The following is a 16,452-nucleotide window of genomic DNA, read 5'->3' as shown; positions in this document are numbered from 1 at the left end:
GGCTAAAACAGTGTAATTCCAACATAGCGATATAAATCGGCTACTCCCAATTCCATTTTATAAATAAACAACTGCTCTACCTGAGCATGAGTGATTTCTTCAAATACATTCATTTCGTGTGTATGAATATCATCAACCGAATGGGGCAAACAACGCTCAAACTGGTCTGCAATATATTCAAACCCCAAATCCATCGCAACAAATGCCGTATGCTCGCAAGGCTGCACATACTGTTCTTCTTCCCAATTCAGCACAACATGCTGACAATACGGACAAGCAAGGTTTGTCTGCTCACCCTGAATTTCAATAAGCTGGTAATTCATAAAATATCATTTTTTTCAGATAGTATAGTTTAAAATATTTTATGCCAAATAGCATTGTATACTTTGAAATTGGTTATAATTTTAGCAAAAAGAGTCGAACATCTTTCAAGGAACTCAGCATGGCAACTCTGGAAAAAGCCATTACGTTTGCAACACGCAAACATGCAGGACAGGTCGATAAAGCAGGTCAACCTTATATTCTTCACCCACTGCGTTTAATGTTAAAAATGAAGAATGAAATACAGCAAATTGTTGCTGTACTGCATGATGTCATAGAAGATACCGATGCAACAATTGTCGATCTCATTTCCTTGGGTTTTAATCAAGATGTTATTGATGCCGTTTGTGCCCTCACCAAAAAAGAAGGTGAAAATCGTATAGAAGCCGCATGGCGTGCTGTCAAAAACCCCATTGCTCGAGAAGTCAAACTTGCCGATGTTGCAGACAATATGGATCTGAGCCGAATCACCCATCCAACCGAACGGGACTTTTTACGTTTAAAAGAGTATCAGCAGGTTCAGGAAATCTTGCTGCATAACATTTAAAACTTGTATCTGTTTATAAGAACGTATATTTTCTAAATACTTTATCTCTCAGGTCGGCTTTTTAATGCTCAGCGATTTAGACGATTTTTACTGTTTTGCTTTGGTGGTTGAACATGGCGGGTTCAGTGCAGCTGAACGTGCTACAGACATTCCCAAATCTAAATTAAGTCGCCGTGTATATAATTTAGAGGAACGTTTAGGTGTTCGCCTGATTCAGCGTAGTTCACGTCATTTTGCGGTGACGGATATCGGTATGAATATTTACCGTCACGCTCAAGTCATGATGAATGCCGCACAAGCCGCACATGATCTGATCGACCATTTGAGTGTTGAACCACGCGGTATTGTCAAAGTCAGCGTACCTGTTTCAGTTGCTCAGAATGAATTTACCAAAATTCTTCCCGACTTTCTGAAGCGTTACCCAGAAATTCGTTTACAACTCATCGTCAGCAATCGTCGTGTCGATGTCATTAATGAAGGCGTTGATGTCGCCTTACGCGTTCGTGCAAAAATTGATGATGACCCTGGACTGATTGTGCGTAAATTTGACCGACATGAACAACATCTTTTCGCGAGTCAAGCATATCTGAATCAGTATGGTGATTTGAAAAGCCCAGAACAATTAAGTGAGCATAAAGTACTGAGCATGGTAGATGAACATGCAGATCAGTTTATGGTATTACATAATCAACAAAATCAACCGATTAAAATTAAAATTAATCCCATTGTGATGGGCTCAGACTTGATGATGCTGTGTCAGCTGGCTCGACAAAATTGTGGTATTGCTTTATTACCTGACTCGATTGCCGCCGACTATGTTAAAACAGGCGAACTTGTTCGTGTCCTGCCTGAATGGAAAGCACCGCATGGTATTTTACATGCTGTTTATCCTTCTCGACGTGGCATGCTGCCTGCAGTTCGAGTTTTTATCGACTATCTGGTAGAACATCTCACATACAAAGATGGTATTGATGTTTTTTAAAATAACTCGCAAATTAGCATAAGGTTACAGCTTATCTATTCAGCTTTAATAGAATACTGTCGTATCTCCATTATTTACACGTAATATATTGATAAGTTAGCAACAGGTAAGATATTGGCTAGAAGACATTCTCTCCAATATTTATGTTTAAAGATCTGACAATATATTTATGCGTATAGTTTTTATCTGTACAAATAAAGATGAATTTTAATATGTCAGATTCAATTTACTTAGCTTGATAACGTATTATTTTTTATTAATGATAAATACACAAATAAAATAATATGCGCCAAGCACAGTCAACTGGAGAAATCTCGTGAAAACCAAATTAATGGCAATCACTTTAGCAATGACTACCGCATTATCCGCAGGCGCAGCATTTGCAGACCCAAATGATAACTACCGTGGCGGCCCTCAACAAAACCAACCCAATGATCGTCGTGACATGCATCAAGATCAGAACATGTATCAAAACATGCACCAAGATCAAAATCGCCATGATGGTGGTTATCAACAACATCAGTCAAACGATCGTCGCGATGATCACCACTGGACTCCTCGCTACCAGCAAAACCATCAAGCATATCGCCATGATATGCCACGACCAGGTCAAGAATGGCGTAGAGGCGGACGAGTTCCCCCTCAATACCGTGGTTACGAATATCAGGTTCGTGACTGGCGTTCACATGATTTACCAGCGCCTCCACGTGGTCATCGTTGGGTTCGCATTAATGGCGACTACGTTCTTATTGCCATCGCAACAGGCGTAATTGCACAAATCTTGCTTGGTGGACATTAATTCCTCTGGGCAAGTTGTCAGTTCTAAAGCACCTATAAAATAGGTGCTTTTTTTTATTCAAACATGTTGAGTTGAGGTGTTTGTTTCATTAGTTTTTGTTTGGGTACATGCAAACATTCAAATTCATCTACAGGAAAACCCTCAACAAAACTGGTAATATCTGGGCTTTTCCAATTTAGCCATGTTTTTAAATGCTGATGCGGAACAACAATCACTGAACGTTTTACATTTCCAGGCTCATGAAAGTCTTTCATCATCGGGTGATCTAGGGCATCCATCGTCAGCATAGTTGCAGAACGAATAATTTGCTCTCCAATCTTCACGATTTCATATAAAGCTGCGATAAAGAAAGCCTGCCCGTCTTTCCGTTTAACACCCCAACGCTGCGGTTTATCATCAATATATTTACTTTCATAAAACTCTGTAACAGGAATCACACCAAATTTGCATTTCAAGATTGATGCCTGAAAACTTGGTTTTTGCAGCAGCGTTTCCTGCCGAGCATTATAAGTATGCTTGGCAACCGTTACATCTGTCGCCCATTTTGGCACTAAACCAAACATGACTTTACGCCATTCTAACCCTCGCTCTGACTGAAACAGTAAAGGACAGTTTCCCATTGGGTAAACTTCATCAGCATATTCAAAATCAATCGCAGGTAGCTGTAATTGCTGAAGTTGAGTGAGTGTTAGAGGCTTGAAATTCGCGCACATATTCGAATCAAATTTGACTGTCTCGACTTATTATCAATGAAAAATCATATTTTTTCTAATTGAGACAATCTAAACGCTATTTTACAGACATAAAAAAAAGCCTCCGAAGAGGCTTTTTTTAGTTCAGATGATTAATCACCTGTGTAACCTTTCAATTTTAAACGTGCTGCATGCAATAGAGGTTCTGTATAACCTGCTGGTTGCTCTGCACCTTTAAAAATCAGATCAGAAGCAGCTTTGAACGCAATATTGTTGTCAAAATCTGCTGACATCGCTGTATATTCTGGGTCATTGGCATTTTGCTCATCAACCACTTTTGCCATACGATGCAAGACTTCTTCAACTTGTGCCTGAGTTACGATACCGTGACGCAACCAGTTCGCAACGTGCTGTGAAGAAATACGTAAGGTTGCGCGGTCTTCCATCAGACCAACATCATTAATATCTGGAACTTTAGAACAACCTACACCAAGGTCAACCCAACGTACCACGTAACCCAAGATCCCTTGACAGTTATTTTCAAGTTCTTTAGTGATTTCTTCAGCTGTCCAGTTAGTTTCAGCAGCTAAAGGAGGTGTCAACAAATCATCTAAAGGCAATGCTGATTCAGATAAGAGTTCTTGCTGACGCTCAGATACATTGCATTGATGATAATGGATCGCATGAATCACCGCACCCGATGGAGATGGAACCCATGCACATGAAGCACCTGCTTGGGGATGCTCAATTTTGGTTTTATACATATCAAGCAACAAATCTGGTTTTGGCCACATGCCTTTACCAATCTGTGCTTTACCACGTAGACCACATTGTAGACCAATCATCACGTTACGGTTTTCATAAGCTGCAAACCATTTTTGGTTTTTCACTTCAACCTTACGCACCATTGGACCTGCTTCCATAAAGGTATGGATTTCATCACCGGTACGGTCCATGAAGCCTGTATTAATAAAAATGGTACGATCTTTTGCTGCTGCAATACAGTTTTTCAAGTTTACAGATGTACGACGCTCTTCATCCATAATACCGACTTTCAAACTCTTCGCTGGCAAGCCAATCAATTGTTCTGCACGTTCGAATAATTCAACTGCAAATGCAACTTCTTCAGGACCGTGCATTTTTGGTTTAACAATATACATTGAACCTTTGCGAGAGTTCTTAACTGTATTTTGTCCCAAAATATCAACCTTAGACAACAATGGAGTTACCAAAGCATCCATGATGCCTTCGTAAATTTCTTCACCATCGACTAAAATTGCTGGGTTTGTCATTAGATGACCAACATTACGCAACAACATCAGTGAGCGACCATGAACGGTAGTCGTACCACCCACCAAATTGTGATAGCTACGATCTTGATTCAAAGCACGTTTAACTGTTTTGCCTGATTTTTCAAAAGAATCTTCTAAAGTTCCTTTCATCAAACCAAGCCAGTTACGATAGCCTTCCACTTTTTCTTCAGCATCAACAGCCGCAACTGAATCTTCCAAATCCTGAATCGTCGTTACAGCAGCTTCTAGCACAATATCTTTCACGCTAGCGCTATCTGTTTTACCAATTGGGCTATTGGCATCAATTTGCACAATTGCATGCAAACCATTTTCTTTCAGTACAATTTCTGTCGGCTGAGCAGGATCACCATTATAACCAACAAACAATGCTGTTTTTGCAAGTGTAGTTTTTGTGCCGTCTTTGAGTGTAACAACCAATTGGTTATTTTCAACTGTATACGACACTACATCTGCATGAGAACCTTGAACTAAAGGGAAAATTTCATTTAAGAAATTTTTAGCAAATGCTACAACTTTTTCGCCGCGAACAGGGTTATAAGCTTTGGTTTTTTCTGCACCATCAGTTTCAGGAATGACATCGAAACCATAAAGTGCATCATACAATGAACCCCAACGTGCATTGGCAGCGTTTAGGCTATAACGTGCGTTACGCACAGGAACAACCAATTGTGGACCTGCAATCAATGCAATTTCTTCGTCCACATTTTCAGTTGTAATTTGGAAATCTTCTACTTCGGGTAATAAGTAGCCAATTTCAGTCAGAAAAGCCTTGTAAGCTTCTAATTTAAATGTGTTATTGCGATGCCATTCATCAATTTTAGCCTGAAGCTCATCACGCTTGGCTAAAAGCGCTTTGTTCTTAGGGCTAAGATCAACAACAACTTGTTCAAATCCTTTCCAGTAGCTGTCGCTGTCTAAACCTGAACCAGGTAGAGCTTCATTTTCAATAAAATCGTACAATTCCTTAGCAATTGCAAGTTTGCCTTTTTGAATACGTGCAGTCATTGTCTTTCCTGATTGTGCTACTTTTTATTACCGAAGTATTCAGTATAAACATTTATACTGGGCTGAATAGCTTTATTAAGTTGCGAAATAGTGAATATTTTAAAACCAACACTATCCCACCATATCATTGATATATAAAAATAAAATACAAAAAAAAAGGATGTAAATTATTTTTAAAGGACCTGTAATTAGACTAAAGTGCCACTCGTCATCATTGCAGCCAGATTGACTCTAACAAATTTTAGCCAATAGCGTCTATGCTTTTATTTTACCCAGATGTAAGAAAATAAAAGCGCCTTTTCGGCGCTTTTATTTTTATATTTCTTCTTTTTTATCAAATGTTTGCTCTATATGATGATGCTCAGAATTCAAATAATCATCCGACTGCATTTCAAGCAACCGCGAGCGTGTCCGCTCAATTTCAAATGCCAGCTTTTCACCTGAATAAATTTCAATAATACTGTCTTGTGAAGTCAACAATAACTTGACGCCACGGTCATAAAACTCATCAACCAAATAAATAAAGCGTCGGGTTGCATCACTAAGCTGATCAGTTAAATGTGGAATATGGCTGACCAGTACCGTATTGTAAATATTCGCAATTTCAATAAAATCAGCAGGGCTGCGTGGTTTTAAACACAACTCTTTAAATTCGCACCACAATACATCCTGACTATGGCCAAGTGTTTCAATCTGGCGGTGGTTAATCTCAATATTACTTTTGACAATATGCTGTGATTGAGTCAGTGCATGAAAACGCTCATCAATCCATCGGTCTGCTTCAGGTGTAAGTGGATACTTAAACAACTCTGCCTGCTTCAATACCCGTAAACGATAATCCACACCTGCATCTACGTTTAAAACAGCACAGTTTTCCTTGACCATTTCAATGGTTGGCAGAAAACGATCTCGGTGAATACCATTTTTGTATAAGCCATCTGGTGCAATATTTGATGTCGCAACCAAAGTGATCCCTCGTTGGAACAACTTTTGGAACAAATCACTCAAAATCATCGCATCGGTCACATTCGATACAAAAAATTCATCAAAACAAATAATGACCGCATCTTTATAAATCTGATCCGCAACCAAATCCAAAGGGTTACGCTGCCCTGAAAGTTTGTTTAATTCCTTATGCACATATTGCATAAAATGGTGAAAATGCATTCGGGTTTTACGTCGAAATGGAATTGAATCAAAAAACTGATCCATCAACCAAGTTTTACCGCGCCCCACCCCACCCCACATGTACACACCTTGTGGTGTGGTTTGGCGGCGAAAGCGGCGGAACGCTTTTTTTGACGCTTTATAACGGTTTAGCAACTCTTGCCAGACTCGTTCTAGCTCATGCACTGCCTGAGCCTGCGCATCATCTGGCATAAACTGCCCTGAAGACAATGCTTTCGCATAACGTTCCACAGGCGATAATGCCGCGGCATGAGTCAGATTTTCAGATTTAGAATTAAACATATGCTTCAATATTTCGTGTCAATAAACAACGTTATGCGAATTTGGCTGTGATTTTTATGTCTTAGGCAATAAACCTAATCATAAATACAATCATTTTAAACATTCATTCCCTTGCACCATAAAAATCTGAATAAATTATATATTTATCCATATGATTTGCAGCACAATCCAACCGTATTATTTTATAAAGCAAAGCCTGATTTCAAGTTTTTTTACCCTGAAATTGCAAAAGGCGGCAAAATTGCACGCCTTTTTTAACATTAAACGAGTATTTAAAGGAAATTATATGGTTGCCAAAATATCTCGCAACACTTGCTGAGGGTGTTGTGCTTGAGTAATTGGTCGACCAATAACTAGATGTGTAGAACCATCCTGCATTGCCTGTGCAGGTGTCACGATACGCTTTTGATCATCTGCATTTGAACCTGCAGGGCGAATGCCTGGAGTTACGAGAGCAAATTCACTCCCCAAATCCTGACGCAAAATTTTAGCTTCTTGTGCTGAACACACAACACCATCTAAACCACAGTCATAGGTTAATTTTGCTAAACGGCGAACCTGATCAACTGGCTCAACATCTAAACCAATATCACGTAAATCTTCACGCCCCATAGACGTTAATACGGTAACTGCGATCAATTGGGTTGCATAATTTCCAGCTTTTAGTCTCTCAACACAAGTTTCCATCATTTTGCGACCGCCAGAAGCATGGACATTTACCATCCACACACCCAAATCTGCAGCGGCACACACGGCCTGTGCAGTTGTGTTTGGAATGTCATGAAATTTCAAATCCAAAAAGACTTCAAATCCAAGATGATGTAAAGCTTTTACAATCTGAGGACCTTCATGAGTAAATAGTTCCTTACCTACTTTCACTCGGCAAAGTTCAGGGTCAAGCTGTTCAGCAATGGTCAACGCTTGGGCTTGGCTTTTCGCATCTAAGGCAACAATAATACTCAAGAGATTAATTCCAACCAAAAATAAAGCCCATTATAATGGGCTTTTATCTTCTGGGCTAATATCCAAAACAGTTTTTTCTTGCCTACTGTGAGTAATTGCTTCTGTAGCAGCCAGTTGTGCGCTTTGAATCTGCTCTTTACGTAAATGATCAATATCTTTACGTAAGCGCTGGATTTCCCAACGACTTTGAAACACACGAAAAACCTGTACGCCTAGCAACAACCCCAGCACCACACCTAAAGCCAACGTTAATAATAACATTAAGCCTGAACGCATAGCAGGAACCTGAGTAAATAACAGATCTACACTTAACTCAGTGCCATTTTGTAAAACCAAAGCCAATGAATAGCCAAACAATATAATCAATACAAGAATAAGGATAAAGCGCATAAGGCCTCCTACATCAGCATGCTGTTTTAGTTATTTTTCACTTCCAGCTTCATTGACAGCATCACGCAATGCTTTACCCGGTTTAAAATGAGGAACGGCCTTTGCTGCCACTTCAACAGATTTACCTGTTTTAGGGTTACGTCCTACACGTGGTTCACGGTGATGTAGCGCAAAACTCCCAAAACCGCGGATTTCAATACGATTGTCCGATGACAACGCCTCAATCATTTGATCAATCATAATCTTGACAGCTTCCTCAACAAGAGGCTCAGCCAAATGTGGATTTTTCAAAGAAATACGTTGTATTAAATCAGATTTATTAAGTGCTTCTGTAGTCATCTATGACCTCATTGGTTTATATCGATTTATCAGTCAATTGATAATAACCCGTTTAAATACAAAACGGTAGCGCAGTATACCAATACTACGCTACCGTTTACAGTAATTAAATAAAAAGTATCAATTAGTTACACTAATTTTCAACCTTTTTACGTTATTACTTCATTTGAGCTTTAATCAAATCACCAATAGTCTTAGGACCATTGTCTTGACCAGTCGCAGCTACTTGACGCAAGTTAGCAACAGCTTCTTTCTCTTCTGCTTCATCTTTTGCTTTAATAGACAAGTTGATAGAGCGAGATTTGCGGTCAACATTGATGATTTTAGCTTCAACTTCTTGACCAACTTCTAAGAATTTAGTCGCATCTTCAACGCGATCACGGTTGATTTCAGATGCTTTAAGAGTTGCTTCAACTTCGTCAGCTAACTTAACAGTAGCACCACGAGCATCAACTGCAGTTACAGTACCTTTAACAAGCGCACCGCGTTCGTTAGCAGCCAAGAAATCGTTGAATGGATCGCTATTCAATTGTTTGATACCAAGGCTGATACGGTTGCCTTCAGCATCTACAGATAGGATAACCGCTTCAACAGTGTCACCTTTCTTGTAACGACGGATTGCTTCTTCGCCTTGTTCATTCCAAGAAATGTCAGACAAGTGAACTAGACCATCGATACCGCCAGGTAAACCGATGAAGATACCGAAATCAGTGATTGACTTGATAGTACCTGAAACTTTTTCGCCTTTATCATGGTTCTTAGCAAACTCTTCCCATGGGTTAGCACGAGTTTGTTTGATACCAAGAGAGATACGACGACGTTCTTCGTCTACTTCAAGAACCATTACATCAACTTCATCACCGATCTGAACAACTTTAGATGGGTGGATGTTTTTGTTAGTGTGGTCCATTTCAGAAACGTGAACTAAGCCTTCAACGCCTTCAGCGATTTCAGCAAAACAACCGTAGTCAGTAAGGTTAGTTACGCGCGCTTTAACGATAGAACCTTTAGGGTAACGGCTCATGATCGCTAACCATGGATCTTCACCAAGTTGTTTAAGACCTAGTGAAACACGGTTACGTTCGCGGTCAAATTTAAGTACTTTAACAGTAACTTCTTGACCAACTTCAACCACTTCTGAAGGATGTTTGATGCGTTTCCAAGCCATATCTGTGATATGAAGAAGACCATCAATACCGCCAAGATCAACGAATGCACCGTAATCAGTAAGGTTCTTAATTGTACCTGTAACTGTTTGACCTTCTTCAAGCTGAGCAAGAAGAGCTTCACGGTCAGCTGAAGATTCAGCTTCCATAACAGCACGACGAGATACAACAACGTTGTTACGTTTAGCATCAAGTTTGATAACTTTGAACTCTAACTCTTTACCTTCAAGGTGAGTTGTATCACGGATAGGACGAGTGTCTACCAAAGAACCTGGCAAGAACGCACGAACTGGACCGATGTCAACAGTGAAACCGCCTTTAACTTTACCAGAGATAACACCAGTAACGATTTCGCCATCTTCAAAGATTTTTTCAAGTTTAGTCCAAGTTTCAGCACGTTTTGCTTTTTCACGTGACAAAACTGTTTGACCCATGCCGTTGTCAAGCGCTTCAACAACAACATCAACAGTATCACCAACTTGAACTTCAAGTTCACGTTGGTCATTTAAGAATTCTGCACGGTCAACAACGCCTTCAGATTTAAGGCCAGTGTCAACAGTTACCCAGTCGTCATCGATGCTTACTACAACACCTTGGATGACTGCACCCTTTTCAACGTTTAGATTTAATTCGCTTTCTTCAAAGAGGGCTGCAAAAGATTCGGTCATGTTATACCTGATAAATTCAACAGTCTTGGATCAGTCAAGGCTGGTTTAGTTACGCTGACATATCATCCATAAATCTGATCAAGTGATGTGTCAAGCTTTAAAATGCTTTGGCTAACTGCACATCGATATAATTGACCATTTGCGTAAACACTTCATCGATTGTTAACAATGAGCTATCAATCACCAAAGCATCTACAGCTGGCTTAAGTGGAGCGACTTTGCGCTCCATATCTCGTTTATCGCGTGCTTGTATATTAGCTAAAATGTCATCTATTTTAGCATCCTCACCCATGCTCTGCAACTGTTTTACGCGACGCTCAGCTCTTGACTCTGCAGATGCTGTTAGATAAATTTTTGCTTGCGCCTCAGGAAATACAACTGTTCCCATATCACGGCCATCTGCGATTAAACCAGGCAACTGGGCAAAATCTCTCTGGCGTTGTAACAGCGCATCACGTAATTCAGGAACGACTGCAACTCGAGATGCAAATGCACCCACTTCTTCAGTACGAATAACCTGTGATACGTCTTCATGATCCAATAAAACCCGAATACCTTGTTCTGTTGCCACAAATTCAATCTGTAGATTACGGGCAATCTCAACACACTCAGTTAAATTATCTTGCAAAACTTCAAGTAATTTTCTTTTTTCCAATGACAAACCAAGCAACCGATATAGCGCCCCAGAATCCAACAAGTGATAATGATAGTATTGCGCGATTTTGGTTGCCAAAGTTCCTTTACCAGAACCACTTGGCCCATCAATCGTAATTACATGAATATTCATAAATCATCCAAATATAAATTTAATATTTAGGCTTAGCTAAGCTAGCTAGTCTGCATTTTGCATGCAATAAATTCAATCATCTTTTCTTATTTTAAAAAGAAACGTCATGCTTTTTATTATCAGGCTGTTTTTATCATGATTTGCGGTTATTTTTTGATTTTTTATTCGCAAAAAAATCTAAAAACACTGACCCTTCACTCATCAAGGTTTAGCCAGAAATGTACTGACTAAACCTTTGAATTGAATAGTTTAATTTCCTGCGTCTGTTGGGCGCATTCTTAAAACTTTATTCGCTTTATTTAATTCCATATTTAAAGCGATATTGCGAGGTGGGATTGGAGATAAAAACCATTTTTTATAGAGTTGATCCATTTTTCCTGAACGCCACAATCCGACAATCACCTTATCTGCTATAGCTTTCATTTTCACATCATTATTTGGCAACATGATCGCATATGGATCAACTGATAATGCTGTACCTACAATTTTATAGTCGCGTGGATGCCCTGAAGTTGCAATTAAACCTGCAAGTGTTGAATCCGCACCAACAAAAGCATCTGCTTTGCCTGAGGCAAGTAATGCAAATGACTCTCCATGATCGCGACCATAAATTTTATGGATCGTTAAATCATGACCATGAACGGTTCTATTTAGGTATTTGTCAGCAATCACACCTGCCGTTGTTACTACCGTCTTATTATCTAAATCATCAAACTCTCTCACATGTGAAGTGCTTTTTACAGCCATGCGAATTTCAGCCATATAATAGTTCGTTGAAAATTTAACTTCACGATCACGAATCACTGAATGGGTTGATGTTCCACATTCCATGTCAATTTGACCAGATCTTAACATTGGGATACGTTCAGTTGGAGAAACTGCTTTATACACCACATGTAAATTTGGCATGTGTAATTCTTTTTTAATTTCTGATGCAACATCATTACAAATATCAATTGCATAACCTACGGGGTGTCCATTGACCACATAAGAAATAGGCTGCGATGATACACGGTGCCCAATAACCAATGTACCTGTTCTTTGAATTTTGGCTAATGTATCCACCGCAAAAGCAGATGTAGCTGACATAGATAATGCACAAACCATACTAGATGCACAAATTTTTCTAAGACCTGAGTTCATATTTTCCCTTTATGATCATATCAATATTTATTGTTTTCCCAATATTATTGATATTCACATCTCAATATAATTTATGAATGCACAAATATAGGTCATTTTATATAAATTATCAGTAAAACAACGAATTACATGATCAAAATTAGAACATAAAAAATATTTTTAATCTAAATAATACGTTTTATTGTTTTTTTTCAGCTCTACGCTTTTTAAAAAAGGCACTTAATAGTGCACTTGCTTCTTGCTGCAGACAGCCATCTTGATACTCAAAAATATGATTATAGTAGCCATTATTTTTTAATAGTTGACGTGCGCTCAACAAAGAACCCGCTTTAGGCTCATATGTTGCAAAAATAACTTTATGAATACGGGCATGAATCAATGCACCAACACACATCGTGCAGGGCTCTAAGGTTACATAAAGCACAGCATCATCAGGAAGACGGTAATTTTGAATACGGGCACAAGCATCACGCAATGCAACAATTTCAGCATGTGCTGTAGGATCTTGCAAAGTAATTGGCGCATTATAACCTACGCCAATGACCTGATTTTGACTGACAATCACAGCACCGACAGGAATTTCACCCTGCATTTCTGCAAAACTTGCCTGCTCTAGTGCCAACCGCATCCATTTTTCATCATCTGAAGAAAACTGATGCGGAGTTAATAGATTAAATGACATGATATTGTTTTAAAATCGCATTCCAACTTTCAATCGTTGTGATTGGAGGACATGCTCCCAAAATTCCTTTAAGGCTGAGTTCGTCATACTTTTGCCACTCTGGAGACAAGTCCTTATCAACCAGACGGGCACGAACACCTTCAATGAAATCTGGATGGCGAATCTTCCAATTTGAAATCTGAACTTCGAGATCAAATACTTCATTCCATGAGTGCACATTACGCCCCCACTGCCATAACAACCAAGTCAGTGCTGCAGTTACAGGGGAACCTTTTTGTAAGTTTTCACTGGCTTGGCGCAACCAGTCACTTCGTGCATCACTTAAACCAATGATGGCTTCATAATCATATTCAAAATGAACACCGCGACAAACACTATGCAACACATCAAGAGAGTTTTGCAAAGGTCCTGCACCAACTGGTCGATGCAAGCTGTTGAGTGTGTCATCAATTGCACGGAAGTCCCCAGCAGGATAATGTTCCCAATCAATATCAATCACTTTTTTCAGAACAACATCGCGCTGTGCATCACAAATATGAGTTGCCCAGCCAATTGCGTAAGCACCAGCAGAGGTCATGATTGAGCCTGTTAAACCTGTAAACAACCCAACTGCGCCTCGGTCTGCCAAGAAACGAGTACCACCCACATCTGGATATAAACCGATATTAATTTCAGGCATCGCCAGACGGGAATACGGCGTAACCAAACGGAATGGCGCAGCCATAAACAGACCAAGTCCTCCACCCATTACATACCCTTCACCCCATACTACGATTGGTTTAGCATAGTTATGTAATAACAGATCTAAAGCATATTCTTGTTTAAAAAACTCTGTTGCTGTATCTGCATCGTTTTCAAGTACTAACTGGCGTAGCTTGCGAACATCACCACCCGCACAAAATGCTTTAGGTGTAGTAGAGTCCAGCCAGATTGCTTTAACCGTGTCGTCCTGATGAAAATCTTCAAAGACATCTTTTAATGCTTTGACTATGGATAAATCCAAAGCATGTAGAGATTTTGGTCGGTTTAAACGTACAATACGCCAGCCATTTTCTGCTTGTTCAACAATAAGGTCTGGGTGATACTGCTGAGTATTAGAAGGTTGTGTCATGCGTCCAGCTGCCAGTTTATTGGCTCAATGCCATTTAGTTTCAGATAATTATTGGTCTTAGAAAACACTTTACAGCCAAAGAATCCACCACGATTTGCCGCGAGTGGTGACGGATGGGCTGCTGTGAGTACCAAGTGTTTTTCTCGATTAATTCGTTGTCCCTTACGCTGTGCGTATGCACCCCAAAGAATGAAAACAACATGTTCGCGTTGCTCATTTAGCACATCTATCACATGGTCAGTGAATTCTTCCCACCCTTGACGCTGATGCGATGTTGGTTGCCCTGCTTCCACAGTCAATACACTGTTCAGCAATAGCACGCCTTGTTTTGCCCATTGGCTTAAATCGCCATGACGGGGTATTTTTATACCAAGGTCAGCGTGAAGCTCATGGAAAATATTACGTAAAGATGGCGGTAATGCAACCCCTTTTTGTACAGAAAAGCTTAGACCATGCGCCTGATTCGGGCCATGGTAAGGGTCTTGTCCCAAGATAACCACTTTAACCTGATCTAAAGGTGTCGTATTCAGTGCATTAAAAATAAGCTGATTTGGTGGATAAATGGTTTTATCAGCCTGCTTCTGCACCATCAAAAACTGGCGTAAATCATCCATTTTGGAGCTGAGCAGAAAATCTTGCAGCGCATATTTCCACGAAGCTTCCAATTGTACCTTATCTAACTTTTGCTGTTGTTGTTCCGTTAATGACATGTAAAAACCAATATCCCATTTAGATTCAAGAAATTTGCACTTGTAATTCAACTTTAGGATTCAGAAATGGTTCTCCCTGCTTTAATTTACGATACATTTCGGGATCTGACCATTCTGCCTGAACCTGCTCAGAAAATTCAATTTCTTCAAGGGTCAGTACACCCATTTGTGTATTTTCAATGTCTTCCAAGAAACTCTGCGCATATCCTGTGTCAGTTTCATGCACAATCACCGAATACACTTCAACATCACCTTCCCCATTTTGCGTTTGGGTCGATTTTAGAACCTGTTGAGCCAAATAGAAAAAAATTCGAGAAAACTGCTCAGCAGACGGTGAAACAGGCAAGCTGATCCAGCGGGCACTAAAAGTTTGACAAGCTTGGATATATTCAGCACTGTCCTGATTCCAGAAGCAGATCGCATGATCGAAACTGTCAAATAATTCTTTGATCACGCCTTTAAGCAAACCAAAGTCATAGACCATTTGCCCATGATCCAGCTTCGATGCTTTAAGCAACAGCTCGACCTTGTAACTATGACCATGAATGGAGCGTTTGCAACGATCTGAGGTACAGTTTCTTACAATATGAGCATTCTCAAACTTAAATAACTTACGAATTAACATGAGGCTAATGAATAACTATGAATCTTGAGTAGGACATTCGATTATAGAGCAAAAGTCGATTTTTGCGGAATAATTTTCATGCCAAGTTGCATTTTACTCACAAATCAGTTTTGGGTTTGTGAGGTATGCAATTTTGGCAGTGCCAATGCTTGCTCAATATAGGCAACACGCAAACTGTCACGCGAACCCAAATAGCGCTGATAAAAACTGGAATTGAGCAACATCGCTGCACCGTGGGTCAACGACCAAATGCCAGCCAGATAATCACGCACACTCATCTGACTTTGAATAGATTGCAAATAATCTTCAGTAATCTCAATAATAATCCGCAAACGCTGGCGACGAATCTGATATAGCTGGCTAAAAAGCTGTTGTATACGCGTACCAGTCATAGACAATTTTTCTTCAACACTATGAAATAAAACGGTACGCTCGGAATAATGCAAATGATGTAACATAAAAAATGCCAGATGCTCAGCAAAATTCTTATTGGTATCTTGCAACATTTCCAGCAACATCTGTTCATTGCGAATAATCAGCAGCATGTAAAGTTCATCTTTACTTTGAAAGTGCTTATAAAGTGTACCTTTTGCTAGATCCAACTCCGCAGCCAGAGCATCTAGCGTCATCCCTGCTTCGCCATTTTCTAATAATAATTGTTCAGCAACTTGAAATATTAATTGTTCCCTTGCTCGAAACTGTGCTTGACGATCCGTCTTCATTTACTGCATTTTCCAAT

General features: G+C 39.7%; 18 protein-coding genes. 3 read left to right on the top strand and 15 right to left on the bottom strand.

The genetic code is table 11. The annotated features are described in order from the left end of the window. Positions 1 to 2: 2 nt before the first annotated feature. On the bottom strand, positions 3 to 323 hold the full coding sequence (locus P255_RS05565; protein ID WP_004901330.1) for a hypothetical protein: 321 nt from the start codon (positions 321 to 323) through the stop codon (positions 3 to 5). 119 nt (positions 324 to 442) lie between these two features. Here P255_RS05565 and P255_RS05560 point away from each other — a divergent pair, with 119 nt between their 5' ends. The 3 genes from P255_RS05560 (at position 443) to P255_RS05550 (ending at position 2,649) form a co-directional block, all read left to right on the top strand. After that, positions 443 to 868 carry an HD domain-containing protein gene (locus P255_RS05560; protein ID WP_004901327.1) on the top strand — a complete coding sequence of 142 codons (426 nt, stop codon included), beginning with the start codon at positions 443 to 445 and terminating at the stop codon, positions 866 to 868. Positions 869 to 932: 64 nt separating this feature from the next. Continuing rightward, complete coding sequence (locus P255_RS05555; RefSeq protein ID WP_004901324.1) at positions 933 to 1,850, top strand: LysR family transcriptional regulator; 918 nt, start codon at positions 933 to 935, stop codon at positions 1,848 to 1,850. Between the two features lie 316 nt (positions 1,851 to 2,166). After that, positions 2,167 to 2,649 carry an RcnB family protein gene (locus tag P255_RS05550; RefSeq protein WP_004901320.1) on the top strand — a complete coding sequence of 161 codons (483 nt, stop codon included), beginning with the start codon at positions 2,167 to 2,169 and terminating at the stop codon, positions 2,647 to 2,649. A gap of 53 nt (positions 2,650 to 2,702) precedes the next feature. On the opposite strand, the gene P255_RS05545 is transcribed toward P255_RS05550, so the two are convergent. The 14 genes from P255_RS05545 to P255_RS05480 all read right to left on the bottom strand — a co-directional run bounded on the left by P255_RS05545 (position 2,703) and on the right by P255_RS05480 (position 16,435). Beyond that, the gene (locus tag P255_RS05545; protein ID WP_004901317.1) at positions 2,703 to 3,362 is read right to left on the bottom strand and encodes an SOS response-associated peptidase family protein; all 660 of its coding nucleotides are present in this window, start codon (positions 3,360 to 3,362) and stop codon (positions 2,703 to 2,705) included. Between the two features lie 131 nt (positions 3,363 to 3,493). After that, complete coding sequence (locus tag P255_RS05540) at positions 3,494 to 5,659, bottom strand: malate synthase G (RefSeq protein ID WP_004901314.1); 2,166 nt, start codon at positions 5,657 to 5,659, stop codon at positions 3,494 to 3,496. A 315-nt stretch (positions 5,660 to 5,974) separates the two neighbouring features. Further along, positions 5,975 to 7,129, bottom strand: coding sequence for a cell division protein ZapE (gene zapE, locus P255_RS05535; RefSeq protein WP_004901311.1), 1,155 nt, complete (start codon positions 7,127 to 7,129; stop codon positions 5,975 to 5,977). A gap of 282 nt (positions 7,130 to 7,411) precedes the next feature. After that, positions 7,412 to 8,092: an orotidine-5'-phosphate decarboxylase gene (gene pyrF / locus P255_RS05530; protein ID WP_004901310.1), complete on the bottom strand. Its 681-nt coding sequence runs from the start codon at positions 8,090 to 8,092 to the stop codon at positions 7,412 to 7,414. Between the two features lie 30 nt (positions 8,093 to 8,122). Continuing rightward, positions 8,123 to 8,482: a lipopolysaccharide assembly protein LapA domain-containing protein gene (locus P255_RS05525; protein ID WP_004752584.1), complete on the bottom strand. Its 360-nt coding sequence runs from the start codon at positions 8,480 to 8,482 to the stop codon at positions 8,123 to 8,125. 30 nt (positions 8,483 to 8,512) lie between these two features. After that, positions 8,513 to 8,821, bottom strand: coding sequence for an integration host factor subunit beta (locus tag P255_RS05520; RefSeq protein WP_004752586.1), 309 nt, complete (start codon positions 8,819 to 8,821; stop codon positions 8,513 to 8,515). A gap of 157 nt (positions 8,822 to 8,978) precedes the next feature. Next, on the bottom strand, positions 8,979 to 10,655 hold the full coding sequence (gene rpsA / locus P255_RS05515; protein WP_004901308.1) for a 30S ribosomal protein S1: 1,677 nt from the start codon (positions 10,653 to 10,655) through the stop codon (positions 8,979 to 8,981). Positions 10,656 to 10,752: 97 nt separating this feature from the next. Next, positions 10,753 to 11,442 (bottom strand): (d)CMP kinase, encoded by a 690-nt coding sequence (gene cmk / locus P255_RS05510; RefSeq protein WP_004901306.1) that lies wholly within the window; start codon positions 11,440 to 11,442, stop codon positions 10,753 to 10,755. 249 nt (positions 11,443 to 11,691) lie between these two features. Further along, entirely contained in the window at positions 11,692 to 12,585 is an 894-nt protein-coding gene (locus P255_RS05505) for an amino acid ABC transporter substrate-binding protein (protein WP_004901303.1), read from the bottom strand. A 178-nt stretch (positions 12,586 to 12,763) separates the two neighbouring features. Next, a complete protein-coding gene (gene tadA / locus P255_RS05500) occupies positions 12,764 to 13,267 on the bottom strand; it encodes a tRNA adenosine(34) deaminase TadA (RefSeq protein ID WP_004901300.1) in 504 nt (167 codons plus the stop codon). Next, complete coding sequence (locus P255_RS05495) at positions 13,257 to 14,378, bottom strand: enoyl-CoA hydratase/isomerase family protein (protein ID WP_004901298.1); 1,122 nt, start codon at positions 14,376 to 14,378, stop codon at positions 13,257 to 13,259. Before P255_RS05495 ends, tadA begins: the two co-directional genes overlap by 11 nt. Further along, on the bottom strand, positions 14,375 to 15,088 hold the full coding sequence (gene ung / locus P255_RS05490) for a uracil-DNA glycosylase (protein ID WP_004901293.1): 714 nt from the start codon (positions 15,086 to 15,088) through the stop codon (positions 14,375 to 14,377). The genes P255_RS05495 and ung overlap by 4 nt, the downstream gene beginning before the upstream one ends. Before the next feature lie 25 nt (positions 15,089 to 15,113). Next, positions 15,114 to 15,713 carry a 6-pyruvoyl trahydropterin synthase family protein gene (locus tag P255_RS05485; RefSeq protein ID WP_004901290.1) on the bottom strand — a complete coding sequence of 200 codons (600 nt, stop codon included), beginning with the start codon at positions 15,711 to 15,713 and terminating at the stop codon, positions 15,114 to 15,116. A 104-nt stretch (positions 15,714 to 15,817) separates the two neighbouring features. Continuing rightward, a complete protein-coding gene (locus P255_RS05480) occupies positions 15,818 to 16,435 on the bottom strand; it encodes a TetR/AcrR family transcriptional regulator (protein ID WP_004901288.1) in 618 nt (205 codons plus the stop codon). Between the last annotated feature and the right edge of the window lie 17 nt (positions 16,436 to 16,452).

Source organism: Acinetobacter brisouii CIP 110357, from assembly GCF_000488275.1.
GTDB classification, from domain to species: Bacteria; Pseudomonadota; Gammaproteobacteria; order Pseudomonadales; family Moraxellaceae; genus Acinetobacter; species Acinetobacter brisouii.
Note: the sequence above shows the minus strand (reverse complement) of the source record. Positions and strands in the feature narration are given on the sequence as shown.

Excerpts from the sequence above, each read along its gene's own strand:
- P255_RS05555 (WP_004901324.1), top strand. The coding sequence starts at position 933 with ATGCTCAGCGATTTAGACGATTTTTACTGTTTTGCTTTGGTGGTTGAA.
- P255_RS05525 (WP_004752584.1), bottom strand. The coding sequence starts at position 8,482 with ATGCGCTTTATCCTTATTCTTGTATTGATTATATTGTTTGGCTATTCA.
- cmk (WP_004901306.1), bottom strand. The coding sequence starts at position 11,442 with ATGAATATTCATGTAATTACGATTGATGGGCCAAGTGGTTCTGGTAAA.
- P255_RS05495 (WP_004901298.1), bottom strand. The coding sequence starts at position 14,378 with ATGACACAACCTTCTAATACTCAGCAGTATCACCCAGACCTTATTGTT.
- tadA (WP_004901300.1), bottom strand. The coding sequence starts at position 13,267 with ATGTCATTTAATCTATTAACTCCGCATCAGTTTTCTTCAGATGATGAA.
- P255_RS05540 (WP_004901314.1), bottom strand. The coding sequence starts at position 5,659 with ATGACTGCACGTATTCAAAAAGGCAAACTTGCAATTGCTAAGGAATTG.
- P255_RS05485 (WP_004901290.1), bottom strand. The coding sequence starts at position 15,713 with ATGTTAATTCGTAAGTTATTTAAGTTTGAGAATGCTCATATTGTAAGA.
- P255_RS05560 (WP_004901327.1), top strand. The coding sequence starts at position 443 with ATGGCAACTCTGGAAAAAGCCATTACGTTTGCAACACGCAAACATGCA.
- P255_RS05545 (WP_004901317.1), bottom strand. The coding sequence starts at position 3,362 with ATGTGCGCGAATTTCAAGCCTCTAACACTCACTCAACTTCAGCAATTA.
- rpsA (WP_004901308.1), bottom strand. The coding sequence starts at position 10,655 with ATGACCGAATCTTTTGCAGCCCTCTTTGAAGAAAGCGAATTAAATCTA.
- zapE (WP_004901311.1), bottom strand. The coding sequence starts at position 7,129 with ATGTTTAATTCTAAATCTGAAAATCTGACTCATGCCGCGGCATTATCG.
- P255_RS05480 (WP_004901288.1), bottom strand. The coding sequence starts at position 16,435 with ATGAAGACGGATCGTCAAGCACAGTTTCGAGCAAGGGAACAATTAATA.
- P255_RS05520 (WP_004752586.1), bottom strand. The coding sequence starts at position 8,821 with ATGACTACAGAAGCACTTAATAAATCTGATTTAATACAACGTATTTCT.
- P255_RS05505 (WP_004901303.1), bottom strand. The coding sequence starts at position 12,585 with ATGAACTCAGGTCTTAGAAAAATTTGTGCATCTAGTATGGTTTGTGCA.
- ung (WP_004901293.1), bottom strand. The coding sequence starts at position 15,088 with ATGTCATTAACGGAACAACAACAGCAAAAGTTAGATAAGGTACAATTG.
- P255_RS05565 (WP_004901330.1), bottom strand. The coding sequence starts at position 323 with ATGAATTACCAGCTTATTGAAATTCAGGGTGAGCAGACAAACCTTGCT.